Raw genomic sequence first — 16140 nt, 5'->3', positions numbered from 1 at the left:
TTTTATCATTTTGCTAAAATTGGATTTATTTTTTCCCAAATTTTCTCAATCAAAAGTGCTGAGATATGTGTTGGGTTGAATGTGATATTATTTAGAATAAATTCAGTCTCTTTGGCATATCTATTTCCAAATTCTATTGGATTTTTTTCAATATCTGAGACATTATGTAATCGATCTGCCAGTTTTATCAATTTTGCTTTCTCACTCATCATATTTATTTTTTGAGTTAAATACTGTGGTTTTCCCATTTTCTTTTCAATATCTCGATTTGTAGTTAGTTCCTTAACTAATAATGTAATCTTTTGATGGAAGATTGATTGAATTTCTTCAAGGGTTGTATTTGTATCCTCCACAGTGTCGTGTAAATAGGCTGCACAAATGATCTCTTCATCGGATGTATATTCTTTTAAAATCTTTACAACCCCTATTGGATGATTGATATATGGTGTTCCATCAAATTTTCTATTTTGCCCCAAGTGTTTTTTTTGTGCAAAATTAAGTGCCAATTGAATTAAATCGGACATAAATTACTAGAATCTTTCATTTTTAAAAAATTTGAATTTTTAACAATATTAAAACCAAAAAATTCAAAATTAAATAAATCTTTAATCTTACTAGAGAAAATTAGGGCTCGTGGCCTAGCCAGGCTTTTTTTCGGATAAAAAAAATGCAATCATTCCGATAAAATGGTCAATAGGGCACTGGACTTCTAATCCAGCTGTCGCAGGTTCGAATCCTGCCGGGCCCGCTATTTTCATTTCGAGTTCTTTCTTTGTAGAATTAATCGGAAATTGAAGGAAAATTTGTTTCAATACGTTGGGCAGCAATACGGAAAACTTTCACTGTATTCATCAAATTTTTAATATCTCTTCCTGCACCTACTAATACAAACCGACCCGCATTCGTAACAACAATATAACCGTTATCAGCTCGGATGATTGCTTCCGAAAGAGATTCATTAAACACACTGGTCATAGCCATTTTTCCTGTCATCATAAGTGCAGAAGCAATACCTGAAAGAGCATCGGAGTCTACGGTATATGTTGGTAGACTAGCATAAGCGATCTGGTATCCTGTGTCAGTAACCAGTGCAATTGCTTCAATATTTGTATTTCCAGTAATATAAGTGATTTCTGGTTCCAATTTCATAATATCACTCGGTTCTAATCCAATGTCTCCGCCAAATTGTGTCATGTCTTGTGTGCAATCCTATAGGTACTAAATCATTCCAACTGAAGAAAAATATTTCTATGGATGAAAAGTCACCTTTACTTTCTAAAATAAAACTTTCAATGATATTAATTTTTTTACTGTAAAAAATATATATTATCAATAAGGGGAGAAAAATCTATGAGCATGATGGAAGAATTTTTAGAGTTACAAGAGAAAGTATCGAAACTAGAAAAGAAATTGAAAGAAAAGGAAAGTGCAATTGATCATAAAGATGAGAAATTGCTTAATCTGAGTGAAAAGATGAATCAAATCATGAACGAGACTGCAAAAGCCTCTTCGGATACACGACATTTCCGAAGTATGGTTTCAGTTCTTGAAGATGAAAAGAAAAATTTGGAACGGGAAAGAAATCGGTTACTTAAAGAAATTGATACTCTAAATTCACAAATAAAACAATTTTCTAGTATCGTTGAAACAACCAATCAAACTTTGCAGGCTAAGGAAGAATCTTTATTATCTAAAGAAAAACAACTGCAAAATAAAGATCTGCTTATCAATGAAAAAGATCAAAAGTTAGAAGAGTATCGAAAGCAATTTGAGCTACAATCTGAAGAGAAAGTGAAGAAATTTGAGGAATTGTCTGCATTTATGGAAAAAATGTCAAATGAAAAAGTATCTTTAGTAGAGCAAGTAGCAAATCTAGAAAAAAAAATTGCAGATTATGTTCAAAAGATTAAAACCACTAAAGAAAAATCTCGAGCTGCTCAAGATGGATTGTTAGGAGCTTCCATGGAAATGGAAAAAGTTAGGGAAGAAGCATCGAAAATCAATCTTACATTACAAGAGACTATCGCAGAACTTGAACAAGTAAAAAAAGAAAAGAACGAGTTGGAAACTAAATTTGGTATTAGCTCTGCAGACTTAAAACAAAGTGAAGAAAATGATTCTCTTGATAAAGTAGTTATTCAAACTTCAGAAATAAATAAATATAAAGAACGAATTGCTAGTTTGGAACTCAGTTTAGAAAAGCTACAAAATGATAAAGCCAGTGAAGAACAAAAAGAAGTACTTGAAGATGAGGTCTTTTCTATGGGAACTGGGACATATAAAAGTATTTCTGCATTAATTGCCCATTTTAAATTTAAATTGACAAATGTTCGTAGAACAATTCGCATTATATTACCTGAACTCTCTGTTATTGAGAGGTTCGGATTAACTGATGTATTTAATGATTTACCCAAAAATATTTTGAAGAATTTAGCATGTAATGTGGATCATAAGCATGATAAACAAATGTTAAATCTTTTACAAGAAAATAATTTTAGAGTGACAAATTATCAAGGAACAAAGCTATTTGCTTTATCGATAGACAATATTACGGCTGCTTTAGCTGTTTATGATGAAAAAGAAGACAACATTACGGGAATTTTTTCTAACAATGAAGAATTGGTAAGATTACTTTCTCAAGCGATTATGAACCCATTTATCAAGGGAGTTAAGTTGAATTAAAAAAACCAAATCTACAAATTTAATAACAAAAAAAAGAATAAAAATAACATACGAAGGTAAAAAATATGGAAGAACAGTTAAATGATATTTCGCGGAAGATCGATAAAATGGATACTTTATTCACTTCGACTCTGACTAAAGTAAATGAACGTGATGAAACGATCAAACAGAAAGATGTTAGAATTACGGAACTTACTGATAAACTAACTCTTGTTTCGAAAGAAAAAGATGATGCTCTTTGGGCAAAAATTGATTTAATGAAACAAATAACTGCTGAACGTGAGCAAATGCATTCCCAACTAGCAAATTTGCAGCAGGATTTGTTGCAAAAGGATCAAAAACTGAAAAAACTCAAGGAAAAATCCAGAGCGGCTCAAGATGGTTTAATTGGGAGTTCATTTGAACAAGACCGACTTAAAAAAGAAGTTGAAGAGAAAGATAAATCCTTACAAGAAATTGAAGAAAAAATTGCATCCGTTGCTACAGGTTCTACTGGAATACTGTATGATGTCAGTAGTAGTATTGAATACATAATGGAAAGAATTAAAGAAGCAAACCGTTCATTAAGAATTGTTGTGCCGACAATTGAATTCATGGAGCAAACTGGTCTTCTTGCGGCAGTAAATGAATTACCTGAAAGTTGTGTTGTAAATATAGCAACTTCATTAGATATCGCAGAACATTCATCAATAATTGAAACATGGAAAAATCGAGGATGGTACGTCAATAATTATCAAGATAAGAATTTTCTTATGGCTAGTTCAAATGGGTCAAATGTGAGTATTGCTTTTATTACTCAAGGGATGGTATCTGGATTTTATTCAAATATTGCAGATTTAGTAACAATATTCAAACAAGCTTTGATGCATCCATTTATTAAAGGTCAAAAGCTTTAATTTTACTTTTTTTCTATTCTAATTCTAATCCCTATTTTGATATTATTGCGTCTATTACAGTCGTTTCTAATGCGGGAGAAAATGGCTTCACAATTCTAGAACTAAGTATTTGAACTATTTTTAAATTAACTTTTGTCAAATTTATTTCAAGTTTTTTTCTCGCCTCTTCCAAGGGATCTTCTCGTTTTTCATTAAACTGATAAATATGCAACAGACATCCATTTGGATGAATATATTCTGGGAGTATTTTGATAAATTCAATATTTTTTTCTGGTAAATTCATGATAATTCTTACCACCTTACCCTTCAATTTATAATGATAGGCATTTTCTCCTATATTTGCAACATTTAAGTTAACGAAATCAATGTTATATTTATTCATTTTATTTAGATCAACATTTTGCTTTGCGAGTCTAATTGCATCAGGGTTGATATCGGTACCGATATATTCATTTTTTGGATATTTACGTGCAATTTGAATTAAGTAAGGTCCAACCCCACAAAACATATCCCAAATTATTCCATTACTATTGAGATTTATTTCAATATTTGAGATACGATTGCGCTCAAATGCTAGGCGTGGTGTGAAAAAAGTGCGTTCTATATCGATTAAAAATCTACATTGATTTTCTCTGTATTCTGTGATTGTTGATTTTTTTCCTACAATGTATTTAAAATGTCGTGTTCTATAAATCCCATCAATATTTCCGGCTTTTTCATAAACTGAATCCAAATGTGGATTATTTTTCAATAGTAATTCTCCAATTTTGAAAATAAAGGGTCTTAATTTTAAGTGTTCTTCTCGATTTAATTCAATGATTGCAATGCTTCCTAAAATATCGAATGATCTTGGAATAAGGGCATTTAATTCAGAAGGAACTACAAGCTTAATTAGATCCTTTAAGGAGTTTTTTTTCTTTTTCTCCTTTTTCTGTAAAAAATGTTGGCTTTCTTTTGAATCAATGGAATAAGTTTCAAGTGAATATTTTTCCTTTTTTTTAGAAAAGTTTTCTGGGAGGTTTTTGATTGGTATATAAAGTTTTAACTGGTGAGTTATGATTTTGAATTCAGTTTTAATTAAATTTTGTTCCTTTAACCAAGGAATTATTATATTTCCAAACTTCTGGTCTACACTCAGAATTAAAGATTTTCGGGGAATTTCAGACATAATTCATCATTTTGACATTTTTTTTCTTCATAAAATCGAACATGCAATTGATTATGCGGATTTTGAAGATATGAAATTAAATTTCGGTTTATTTCCGCTGCATTTTTCGAACAATTGATCAATGCAGTTCGATCTGAAATAAATTCACTTAAACGAAAAACAATGGATATTTCAGAAGTCATATTTAAAAATTTGTTTCCAAAACCAAAGAAAAAATCTTGATATGGGCCAGCTGAGAGAGAAACCTTGATTTTGGCTCCTTTTTGTATCGCTTTTTTTAATTCTGGAGAAAAATTCCCAACTGCTTTGGTACTTCGTGTTGCAATAATACAATTACCCCTAGGTGTGAGAAATTTCTCAGTTGTTATTTCTATAGTACTTCTATGGGTTCCTAGAACATTTTTGTGTCCAAAGGCATAAATTTCATCTAAAATTGCTTTTTCGTTATTTTCACCCATTTATTAGCTCCTCAATTGAATTAAAAATAGCAACATTTATACCAGAAAATCTTTCTTGAATTGCTGGTTCTATATATGAAATAATATGGGAAAATGGATCAAAAGGCTCTACTTCATTATATTCTGAAATGAATTCCTTTGGAATTAGTATTTGTATGCTATCTACGGTTTTCACATTTATCGAAAGCATCTTGATCAAGTCTTCAAGAATAATTTTTTTATGGGAGTTATTTTCAGAAATATCGCCAGAGCCTTCATGTTGACCTGCTGGAAACATCTCACTTAATTCTAATGGAATAAAACCCATGAGGTTGCTCATGATAGCTATTTGTTTCTTCTCATAAGATTCCATGTTTTTTAATTCCTTTATCCATTCTATTACAGAAATACCATTTGAACTTGGCAAATCTAATTCAGGTAAAATAATTACAGTGTTTCTATCTTTTGGAATTTTAAAATGGGATACTTTATTTCTATATCTTCTAATATGTGCCCTATGGAACGAAAACGAAGTTAAATATTTTTGTCCTCTAGTCTTATTTAGGTTAATCATGCCATCAAAATAATCGGGATATTCTTGTGTTTTTTTCAATGCTTTTATCAATTTTGGATGCGCATGGACTCGATGTTCTACCAAATCCCACAAAGACCCCTCATGAATTGCTTGCTTTATTGCTTTTAATTCTGAATAAGAGTGATATAAATTGTGTTCTGCTACTGCTGTAATTCTTTCTTGTTTTGGTAGTTTTTTTAATTCGTTTGCTGAAAAAGATGTGCAAATAGGGCAATGGCAAGGTAATTCAATCAAATCATTTATATTGCGTGTACCCGTCAACGTAAAGTATCGATCATCTTTAGCATATAAAATATATGCTGCCGAATCAAAAGTGTCTGCTCCACATGCTACAGCTAAAGAAAAGAAGGCTGGAAGTCCCAAACCAAACATGTGTAACGGACGATCAGCTCTTAACCATTTACGAACTTCTAATAATATTGCAACATCCAGGTCAAAACGATAGTCAATAAAAGTTTTCACTATTCCCCCAATTGCATATATGCCATAATCATATTTTGACATACCTAGTGCACTTCGTTTTAGTAAATCAGGATAAATTGAACCATGTATTGGACCAAACCACGCAGTATCTGTCCTAGTTCTTCGTTGGATATTCTCTTCTGCTCTTTTCAAAGTAACATCTACTTTCCATTTCGCTTCTTCATATGAATCAGTTGTTTGAACAGGTATATCTAGGATAACAGGACAATCACTTCCCAAATTTTCTTGAAAAGGTTCAATTTCTTCTGGCGTAAGTTTTATATCTCCCGCATACATATAATCTTGAAATCCTCCTGAATCTGTTGCGATAATTCCGGGAAAATCTAGGTGCTCATGGAGTTTTTTACTAATAATATCAGGATTATTTTCTCGATTTTTATAGATTATATATGCATTAGTAAACAAGCACTGAGCGCCAAAATGATCATAGAGTCGGCGGGGGGAGATTGAATTCCGAAAGGGATTCACAACTGGAAACAAATTTGGAGTATCTAGAATTTTATCTCCCAACTTTAATTGCCCAATTCTCCCACCAGCATCATAATCTTTAATATCGTATGAATAATATCCCATAAACCACATAAAGATTTGAAAATAATTGAGGTTTTCTCTTTTGCAATAAGCTCAAAAAAAAAAAGAATTACGGTAGATCTTGGATAACATGGACTTTGTAATTGAAAATATCATCTGAATTCATTTCAATGAAGCGTGCTTTAATTTTTTTTTTAGCATAATCGCTTGCTGAAAAAATAGTGATAAATCGTTGACGAAACTCCTTATGAATCCCATCTAAAAAGACTTGATGCCCTCGAAATATTAAACTAATCTTATTTTTCTCGCAGAATTCGTCGAAAACTTCTTCTCCGAACCAATATCCCATTCCTCGTTTACTGGTAAAAAACGGTGGCATATTTTCTGGATCATAATTTATAATTGGATCATTCCAAAGAATTTGTTGCGATATTTTATCCATATCATCTAACCAAACATGTCTGTTGTCATATTGATATGTTGTAATGTTAAGTATTTTGTACTTCCCGGTCTCTTCATCAACATATATTGGGATTCCTCCATGGAGACATAATACACTCCCTTGTTGACAGTGATAAATTGCCATTAAAGGTAAATCCTTAAAAAGATTGCAAAATGAGGCAAATAACATTTGTGAAAACCTATCTACCACTTTCTTTCCAAATCCATAGTGTGCGCAAACAGATATTTCTTCATGATTACCGCGCAATAATAACACATTATTGGGGTATCGTAAATTAAATGTCATTAAATAAAGAATGTTGTGAATATCGAGGTCGTTCCTGTCGATAAAATCTCCAATGAAGACGATTTTTACTTTATAGTCATTTAAAATTCCTTTTTCGATTTCTTTAACAAAAAATGGAACTAATCTCATTGTATCGATCATAGAACCATGAGTATCTCCTACGAAAAAGAATTTTGCTGCATGTGAAGAATTGTTTTTTGAATTTTTAAATGCTTTTTGAATAATTGGAACTGGAAAACTTGGAGGATACACTCGTTCCAAGCAAAAATCTTGAAAAACTCGAATCAAAATAGTCATTTTCAATTCTGCACTTTCATTTCCATAATATGATGCAAAATTTGGGAGATTAGATGGAGAAAATTGTAAATAATACTCCCAAAATTCTTCCACAATTGTAGATTCTGTCGATTCACCTAGTTTTTGAGTTTTTCCATCAAGAATCATCTGAGTTTGGGTTTCTTCGATCTTGATAAATGTAGGTTGTAGTGATTTATAAGATTCATGGCCTATTTTTCTAGTTCTATCATTATACTCATCAATTTCACCGAATTCGTCCTTATTATTCATTATTTTTCCTCCAATTCACTATCTAAAGAATTTTTCTCAATTGAGATTAACTTAGGTGCTTTCCCATATATGAGTTTCAAAATTTTTGGTTGAAATCTTGGTTTTCCATCATAAGATGCAGTTGAAAATAGACTATACAGTCTCCCACCAAACAATATTTTAAACCCTTCAGACCATTTCTGATGGCCACGAACGAGCAGATCCAAATGATTTCCCTGCATGAATGCGTCAAATACTGGTGCTCCAAATCTTGTTCTTCCTTGGAGGTGATCTCCAGTTAAAATTCCTCTGATCATCTCATCAGGATCTGACCATAACATCGAGGTTGTGTATGGATCCATATCCTTAGATTCTTCCACTTCACATATTAATGAATCCTTGATCTCATCCAAAATTACTGGTTCAAGAAAATTTGCATGATCAATTGGTATTCCTCCGTGTACTGTTAGAACTCTTGCTGTTTTTCCATCTTTCGAATGAATTTGGCTAATGTGGGCGATAGGAAATTTCATAAAAATTTGAATAATCTCATCATACAAGTATTCGGCTTGATTATAAAAAGTCCTAAGTAAATTGTCCATAAATCCATAATGTTGGTTTATTAAGCGGTCTTCATGATTTCCGCGAATTAATATTACATTTTCAGGATAAAGTAAAGAAAATGAAAGAATTAATGCTAAGTTTTCTAAATCATTTGGATTTCTGTCAACATAATCACCAACAAAAATAATTTTTAACTTTGGGAAAATTCTTATTTTTCTAACAAAGAATTGTATCAATTGATAAGTTTCCTTAATTGCTCCGTGAGTATCACCAATGAAATAAACCATTTCGTGAATATCTTCAATTATTATTTTATGAGATAACTTAGGTATCATCAAATTTACTTTTTGAAAAAAATCCAAATATTGCTCAAAGTTGATGCTATTATTTGAAAAATCAAAATTATTACCACATTGTTCTATTAGTTTTTCAAAAATATCTATGATAACATAATATGTGTTGAGACTATTTTCATTTATCTCGTTTCTTAATTCATCATTCAAAAGAGAAAAACCAGTAGAATTTGGAAAATCAATAAAATTCCATCCGGAATTAATCAATTTTTGGGGGGTTTTTTTTTCTTCATTTTCACTCATTATCTGGCTTCCTCTTGGGGTATGATAGTTTAATTATTTGGATTGGAGAAAGATTCTTGAAGTATTGTGCTAGATCTACTGCAATGATGCTTACATTATCGTCTATCTTTCGTTCCATCGTTAAAATATACAATGATTCCACTTTTTCCTGAACAGAACCATCGTTATTAGGATCGGTTAGAATTTTTAAAATTTCTTCACTACTCACCTTATCAGTTAAACCATCTGAACAAATAAGAAAATAATAATTGTGATCAAATGCTATATTTTCTGCAGTATAATCTCCTTCAAATGCCCAATTAAAAACAGAAACATGTGGAGATAATGGCACTTGACCTAAAGCTTGAGTTATTTCATGTGTGGCCCCTGTACCAATATCATCGACTGAGATTTGACTGATTAAAAGATCTTTAATTACAAAAGATCTACTATCTCCGATATTGAAAGTCCATAACCACTGTCCAATTACTAATACTCCAACTAAAGTTGTTTTTGGTACTTTTTCCTTTTCAATTTCTTGTTTAAACTCTTGTAATAATTCCAAATTAGTCTCATTGATATATTTCAGTAATCTCTCATGAACGTTTTGTAATTGAAAATTATTCGTGTATAGATAATTCATTATTTTTGAAGAAAGATGCCGAATCACAAATGTTGACCCTTTTTCACCATGAGAAGATGCTGAAACACCATCACAAACCAGCGAGAGAATGCACTTATATGAAAATTGTTTTGATTCTTGATCTCCAGGGGCAATTATTAGATCAAACTCAGTAAAAAATGCACTATCTTGATTACCCTTTCCCTTTCCTCCAACATCACATATTATTCCATAGTTTTTTGAAATTTTTTCTCACCTTGAATAGTTATTTAAGATCTAAAACTGAAATTAATTCGAAAATTCCTTTGACTGTGGTACTTTTAATTGAAATTTCATTATTAACTTGAATCGGTATCCATTCACCTGCTGGTAACTGTTGTCCGTTAAGATAGGTAGGATTTGAATTTCTCCCTTCATGGATGTAAAAAATATTTTTTGCTTTACTATATCCTAAGAAGAATTGTTCTCTAGGGCGATCTACTCCGTTAGCTTTACACCGTGTTATACCTCTGAATACTCCTTTATATGCTTCTTTCCAAGCGGCTGATTCTATCATTAATTCTCGGCCAATTCTAATGTTCTTCCCATCTTCCAAAGCCATATTCAGAGGGTTGAGTTGAACTATTGCATTATTATTTTTAATACGCAAAATAAAGGAATTACCCGATTCAATTGATGGTAATTGATTTAATCCACTAATATTTCCATCCAAATGTTGTTGTAATGCCTCCTTTATTTCATTAAAAGTTCTAAATCGATCTTTAGGTTCATATTGAGTGCATTTCTCTACAACATCATTTAGGGTGTCTGATACATTCATATTATAATCTTGAGGATGAAGAATATAATCTGATGAAATTGTAGGTTTTACACGTGTATAACCATTGGTTAAAGCATAAAACAATACTGCTCCAAACATATAAATATCTGTTTGGGGTAAAGGGGGTTTTTGCATTATTATTTCTGGAGCAAAAAAGCCAGGTGTAATTATTACCGTCCCAGATCCTTCCATATCATCAATCAACGGGGGTTCATCTGTCAAAGTTACCGGATCAAACATTTTTCCTCCTCCCCAATCGATCACAATTGGTAGAGGATCTTTTTTTTCTTGAACAATCATGATATTATTGAAAGTAAAATCTCGATGAATTGCCCCTTTCGTTTGAGCATAATACATAAAATCACAAAGAGGCAAAAATATTTTTTGAATCATATCTTCCACGCTAAGAGGTTTGGCCGATCTTAAATTATCATTGAACCAAGCTTTCAATGTGGTTGCATTTTCAACAAACCCTAGGACGATGTAAAATTTTGGATTACTCCGATCGCTTTTATCTTCGTAAGATTCAATATACTCCATATGTTTTTTTGGATATCCTCCAGTTGCCGCAGTAATATCTCTCTCTCGTTCCCAATACATTTTTGATTCCGCTGGATTCGTGAAAGCTGCCGATTTAAACAATTTTATAGCTACTTTTTGGCCTGTTTTAACATTTTTACCCTCATAAACCTCACCAAAACCTCCATCACCAATTTGTTTTACGATAGTATATCGATTTTTATTGATCTGGATTTTTTCTCCTTTTTTTAAGATTCCTTGATTTGCCATTTTTATTTTTTCCCTTTAATTTATCAAAAAACTAATAAACCCAAATGTGGATTTTGAATATTCCACCACGAAATTCTAGTAATTTTCCTTCTGGAAGATTAAATTCTATTCCTGCTTCTCGGATGATTGCTTTAGATTTCGGATTAAATCTTGGATCTAACTCAAATTCTTTCATACTTATGATTGATTTGAAAGTATATTCTTCTGTAACGCTATTATATTTAATATCAAACATCGTTGTTTCTTTAGGATATTTTTCAAGTAAATGTTCATAAATCGAATCTGGAGTGAATCCATTTGCATCTCTTATGATATCATACATGGAAATCACTTTTCCTTCACCAAAAAGAATATATTTTAAATTATTATTGAGGATAGTAAAGGTAATAGACGGAAGGTTTCGGTTTTTTCGTTCTTCTGCCAAATCTTCAAAGAAATCAAATTTTTCGAGATCCCATTCTTCTGAATGATCTGTCCGATTGGGGAGATTTGGAATTAAATCTTGCATAGATTTACTCTTATTAATTATAAAGTTGGTTTTTCCACATAAATCACAAGCTTTTGCTTCAAGTGGAAGAGAATGGAAGTTATCAGAAGATTTACACTCCACATTAGCGCAAGACTTAAATGTAAATGGGTAAAAATCATTTTTTGCATTACATTCACAAATATATTCGATTTCTTGCAATTCTTTTTCTGTATATTCTTTTTTACAACTAATACACACCCATCGGATTATATTTTCCTCATTTTTATTAAGAATTATCTCACGTTGTTCTATGGAATTGCGTTTTTTTCCTTCTATAAAAAAAGGGGGTTTATTTTGACACCCATTTCCGCAAAATTTTTGAGATAATTTCTTATAAACTACGTGACATTGGCGACAAATTTTAAATTGTTCTGAATCTGAACTCAATTACTTATTCCTCCTTGTTTAAATGAAAAAACAAATTGAATATTCGAAAAGGTTCTTTCATGTGGTTTATTATATGCGTATTTACCATTAATGGTCAATTTATTGATTTTTTGAATAGAAATCTCTTTAATTAATTCCGATTTTGCATTTTCTTCTGCAGATATCAGATTTTTTGACAAGTTATTCTTTCCTGGAAGTAAAAACATTTCATTTTCTCTTTGTGTGATACCAAACTGGTATGATTCTTCGGTAGATTCAGTTATTCCATTAAAATAAAGGGGGTTTTTTTCTATTCTTGATTGTTCCTTCCAGAATGCTTGGAGAAGATGTTTCCGTCCTAATTGAAATCTGAAATTATTTTTTTCAAATTCAATTGGAATCACTCCGAATGCATCCAGGGTATAATTTTCAGAATCCATTTTTTTGAATTTAATCTGGAAGAAAATATATAATTGATTTTCTTTTAAATCTGGTAGAGAGTCATAAGCATTTCTAATTACTTCTTCAGTCATCACTACTTGATTTTCAACTTGAATTGGATTTTCAGTTATTGGTTGATTCCGCAAGATTTGGGTGAATATTGATTCAGATTGATCATTGACAAGTGAAATCTCAGATTCATTAATCCATTTTGGTATTGGATGATTTATTTTCAAACCTTCAACATTTAATGTTGAGCTGCTTAGTAGCAAGTCTTTTTCAATCTGTCCTGGAGATCCCTGTTTTGGCTCTGATTTTCGTTCTATCACGGTCCCATCTGGAGCAATTATTATTTTTCGGATCTTCAAATGAGCAATGGCTCCACATCCATCAGATGTTCTTTCAAAACTTATTTTGTCATTATCATTTTTCATGCGATAAACTGAACATCTTAAACCAATAGGTCGTAAATAACTATAAAGCTTTAATCTCTCTATCTTTGCCCATATATTCAAGTTGTTCTGATCATTTTCAAAATTTAGTTTTCCTTTCTGAAAAGACTTGATTTTTTTGAGTAAATTTTTATTCTCATATTTAACCTGTAATTCGTGTTTTAAACGAATGTATTCCTTCTGCAATCCGATTTCTTTTTGTTTTATTTTATTAATCTCACTACTGATAATTTTGTTGTTATTTATTATCAAATCTCGTAATTTTAATCGAATTTTGTGATCTGGATTAGCACATCGAAAAAAAGTTTTTTGGGTTTTTGGATCCCAATGTAATGGAGATACAAATCGAGAATTGCATTCGCTACAATTTTTCTGTGAATTTTCTAAATTTCTAAAGGAAATTGCTCCACAATTTGAACATTTAAATATATCCGCTAGTACAATATTCCCCAAATAAGATTCCTGTTGTCCGATACTAAGAATTGAATTTGTTGGACATTGATTTTTACATGAACATAAATGATTAATATTTCCTTCCTTATTGAGTATAATTTCACCCGATTTTTGGAGAGTGTACAAACTATGGCACGTTTCGCATGTTAAAATATCTAGGTCAGATATTGTATCTTGTTCCAATATTTCATTATGACAAATTGCACATTTTTTTTCTGACGGTAAATCGTAAAACACATGATAGCATTCTGTACAATAAAATAGCTGATTCTTTATTACTTGCATAAAATTTCACATTTCATCCCTATAGTATTGATATTTCTATATAATTGGGGTTATCCTTTTCTTGTATTAATGGAATAAAGATTTGATCTCCGGAATTGATTTGAATTCCGTCTGGATTTTCTTTGCGAATATCATGTTTCATAGAATTAAAGAATACTCCTACTCTTCTATCATCAAATTTCATTCCAGTTAAAATAATTTGATCCCCTTTTTTTTGAATAGAAAATTGACTATTTGAAACTCTGGCTAGAGGATCATTTTCATCAAACAATATTTCTTCACTTTCAGGTTCAATATATTCAATTTCCCTCAGAAGATCTCGTCCAATTACTTGGTTTTCATTCTCATGAAGTACTAACGCTAAGTCCCCATGAAATTCATATAGCTGGTCTTTTTCAATATGAATTTTGATATTTAACATTAATGTGCGTGTAAATGTACTTTTTGGTTGAGATTGTTGGTAGTATTCAGCTAAATTTCTAATATGGCTTAATTTTTCATCAGATTTTCCCATTGTGTAGACCTGATGATTAATTGTGAAAATCATTTTCTGGCAAATCGGGCAAATATTTCTATAAAATGTTGGATCTTGTTTAATATTATTTTTAACCTTTTCATATCCAGGTTTTAGTGAGTTAATTTCGTCTTCAATTTCCTTTTCTCTAATCTTTTTCACTTGCTCGATATACTCTTGGAAATTTGGTAGAATGTCCATAAATGGGACATGTTTTTTTAACTGCTTTTCTTTCTTTTCATTAACTGCTTTGGATACATCCTCAATGCTCGCTAGAATTGACGCGCATTCTTCTGTACATTTTTGAATTCCCTTCTCTAGTTTTTTGAAATCCTTCTCTAAAGGAGAAACTTCTGAAATTTTTGCTAATGAAATAAGTTCCTGCTTAAGAACCTTGATGTCTGAAAGTAAATTGGGGATTGCTTCTAAAAATTCTTTTTGACTTAATCGGAATGTCTCACTTGTCAGATATTTTGCTTGTTCTTCATATATATTCCATGATTTTAAAATGTTAGGAATTAATTCGTCTAAAGGAGACGGGGTTGGGTTCCAAAATGTGGGTAAAACTTGAAAGAAATTATTTGTTCTAAAATTATCCTCAACTTCAAAAATATTTAAACAAGAAGGGCATATCATTGTGAGGGGTTCATTGCACTCTAAGCAGTATTTTTCCTTAAACGTATCTGTTTCTTTTTCACTTTCGTATAATTCTTCTTTAGTAAATTCATTCATTTCACCACAAAAAGCACAAGTCAATATGAATTCAATCTTACTTTGTCCCATCATTAATCTATTCTGCCTTATTTTATTAAATTAAAAAAATTTTACTTTATTTTGAAAATCATTTCTAGCTGTACCATTTTTCCATGTTCTTCAATTGGAAGGACTATTTTATCTCCATTTTTCAAAGTTCGAGGATTTGTTCCAGTTATCTTTTCTGTTCCCATGTAGGTTCCATTGGTACTTCCTCTGTCTTCTATTGTTACAACATTTCCCTTTTTTCTTAGTATGAAATGTTCACTATTTGCTCGTTTACGAGAGATGTTTTTGTAAGCATTTAAATCAGGTAGGGCAATAGTTGCAACTCCTTGTATTTCGTCTCTTCCTAATCGTAATTCTCCTTCTGGAATGTCTATTTTTCCTCCAATTCGAGCAATTTCAAGAAATGGACCTTGAATTTGTTGAAAAGGTGATGATGCTGGTGCAGTTGGTGGAAATGGTGTGCTTTCTTGGGGTGTTGGAGGGAAAGGAGAAGTTATTTCGCTAGATGGGGCGAATGGATTCATATTATTTGATCCTGGGAAGGGGGAGCCTATGTCTGAAGTATTTTTTTCTACCTTCTCTTTAGGTGATGCAAATGGTGAACTCATATTTGCTGCTGGAGGAAACGGTGAATTCCCTGCAGCTGGAGGGAAAGGGGAATTCAAAGATCCTCCTGCTGGTGGTGGGAAGGGTGATGAGTCATTTTGATCAATTCCTCCCATTCCTGGTGCTACTTTTGGTCCCGAATTTTTAGGGGAAGACGCTTGTTCCCATACGCCTGTAACATCTGCTTTACAATTTGGACAAATAGATTCTCCAAATCCAATTTCATTTCCACATTCTGGACAGTGATATGCCATGATTTTTTACCTCGTATTATTT

General features: G+C 31.6%; 15 protein-coding genes and 1 tRNA gene. 3 read left to right on the top strand and 13 right to left on the bottom strand.

Translation table 11 applies throughout. From position 1 onward, the window contains the following. Nucleotides 1-5 precede the first annotated feature (5 nt). A complete protein-coding gene (locus tag NEF87_RS14110) occupies nucleotides 6-524 on the bottom strand; it encodes an HD domain-containing protein (protein ID WP_457916312.1) in 519 nt (172 codons plus the stop codon). A 103-nt stretch (nucleotides 525-627) separates the two neighbouring features. Here NEF87_RS14110 and NEF87_RS14105 point away from each other — a divergent pair. Beyond that, a tRNA-Arg gene (locus tag NEF87_RS14105) sits at nucleotides 628-748 on the top strand. A 32-nt stretch (nucleotides 749-780) separates the two neighbouring features. Here the strand turns inward: NEF87_RS14105 and NEF87_RS14100 are convergent. Then, entirely contained in the window at nucleotides 781-1194 is a 414-nt protein-coding gene (locus NEF87_RS14100) for a roadblock/LC7 domain-containing protein (RefSeq protein WP_371802037.1), read from the bottom strand. Nucleotides 1195-1533: 339 nt separating this feature from the next. On the opposite strand from NEF87_RS14100, the gene NEF87_RS14095 reads away from it, so the two are divergent. Both NEF87_RS14095 and NEF87_RS14090 read left to right on the top strand, forming a co-directional pair. After that, complete coding sequence (locus NEF87_RS14095) at nucleotides 1534-2682, top strand: hypothetical protein (RefSeq protein WP_457916311.1); 1149 nt, start codon at nucleotides 1534-1536, stop codon at nucleotides 2680-2682. Nucleotides 2683-2747: 65 nt separating this feature from the next. Beyond that, on the top strand, nucleotides 2748-3578 hold the full coding sequence (locus NEF87_RS14090; protein WP_371802035.1) for a hypothetical protein: 831 nt from the start codon (nucleotides 2748-2750) through the stop codon (nucleotides 3576-3578). A 31-nt stretch (nucleotides 3579-3609) separates the two neighbouring features. On the opposite strand, the gene NEF87_RS14085 is transcribed toward NEF87_RS14090, so the two are convergent. From NEF87_RS14085 to NEF87_RS14035, 11 genes are all read right to left on the bottom strand, one after another. Further along, nucleotides 3610-4746 (bottom strand): class I SAM-dependent methyltransferase, encoded by a 1137-nt coding sequence (locus tag NEF87_RS14085; protein ID WP_457916310.1) that lies wholly within the window; start codon nucleotides 4744-4746, stop codon nucleotides 3610-3612. After that, on the bottom strand, nucleotides 4719-5204 hold the full coding sequence (locus NEF87_RS14080; protein ID WP_457916309.1) for a DUF371 domain-containing protein: 486 nt from the start codon (nucleotides 5202-5204) through the stop codon (nucleotides 4719-4721). The genes NEF87_RS14085 and NEF87_RS14080 overlap by 28 nt, the downstream gene beginning before the upstream one ends. Then, nucleotides 5197-6834 (bottom strand): tRNA guanosine(15) transglycosylase TgtA, encoded by a 1638-nt coding sequence (gene tgtA / locus NEF87_RS14075; RefSeq protein ID WP_457916308.1) that lies wholly within the window; start codon nucleotides 6832-6834, stop codon nucleotides 5197-5199. Before tgtA ends, NEF87_RS14080 begins: the two co-directional genes overlap by 8 nt. Before the next feature lie 67 nt (nucleotides 6835-6901). Beyond that, entirely contained in the window at nucleotides 6902-8107 is a 1206-nt protein-coding gene (locus NEF87_RS14070) for a metallophosphoesterase (RefSeq protein ID WP_457916307.1), read from the bottom strand. Beyond that, nucleotides 8107-9246 (bottom strand): metallophosphoesterase family protein, encoded by a 1140-nt coding sequence (locus NEF87_RS14065; protein WP_371802030.1) that lies wholly within the window; start codon nucleotides 9244-9246, stop codon nucleotides 8107-8109. The genes NEF87_RS14070 and NEF87_RS14065 overlap by 1 nt, the downstream gene beginning before the upstream one ends. Beyond that, nucleotides 9239-9949 (bottom strand): PP2C family protein-serine/threonine phosphatase, encoded by a 711-nt coding sequence (locus NEF87_RS14060; RefSeq protein WP_457920128.1) that lies wholly within the window; start codon nucleotides 9947-9949, stop codon nucleotides 9239-9241. Before NEF87_RS14060 ends, NEF87_RS14065 begins: the two co-directional genes overlap by 8 nt. Before the next feature lie 163 nt (nucleotides 9950-10112). Further along, complete coding sequence (locus tag NEF87_RS14055; RefSeq protein ID WP_457916306.1) at nucleotides 10113-11456, bottom strand: serine/threonine-protein kinase; 1344 nt, start codon at nucleotides 11454-11456, stop codon at nucleotides 10113-10115. A 31-nt stretch (nucleotides 11457-11487) separates the two neighbouring features. After that, nucleotides 11488-12372, bottom strand: a complete 885-nt coding sequence (locus NEF87_RS14050; RefSeq protein ID WP_457916305.1) for a hypothetical protein — start codon at nucleotides 12370-12372, stop codon at nucleotides 11488-11490. Further along, nucleotides 12369-13982, bottom strand: coding sequence for a hypothetical protein (locus NEF87_RS14045; RefSeq protein WP_457916304.1), 1614 nt, complete (start codon nucleotides 13980-13982; stop codon nucleotides 12369-12371). Before NEF87_RS14045 ends, NEF87_RS14050 begins: the two co-directional genes overlap by 4 nt. A gap of 19 nt (nucleotides 13983-14001) precedes the next feature. Continuing rightward, nucleotides 14002-15282 (bottom strand): hypothetical protein, encoded by a 1281-nt coding sequence (locus NEF87_RS14040; RefSeq protein ID WP_457916303.1) that lies wholly within the window; start codon nucleotides 15280-15282, stop codon nucleotides 14002-14004. A gap of 38 nt (nucleotides 15283-15320) precedes the next feature. Further along, entirely contained in the window at nucleotides 15321-16118 is a 798-nt protein-coding gene (locus tag NEF87_RS14035; RefSeq protein ID WP_457916302.1) for an FHA domain-containing protein, read from the bottom strand. Nucleotides 16119-16140 lie beyond the last annotated feature (22 nt).

The organism is Candidatus Lokiarchaeum ossiferum (assembly GCA_025839675.1).
Taxonomy (GTDB): domain Archaea; phylum Asgardarchaeota; class Lokiarchaeia; order Sigyniarchaeales; family Promethearchaeaceae; genus Lokiarchaeum; species Lokiarchaeum ossiferum.
The sequence above is the reverse complement of the archived record's forward strand: the minus strand, read 5'-3'. Positions and strand labels throughout refer to the sequence as shown.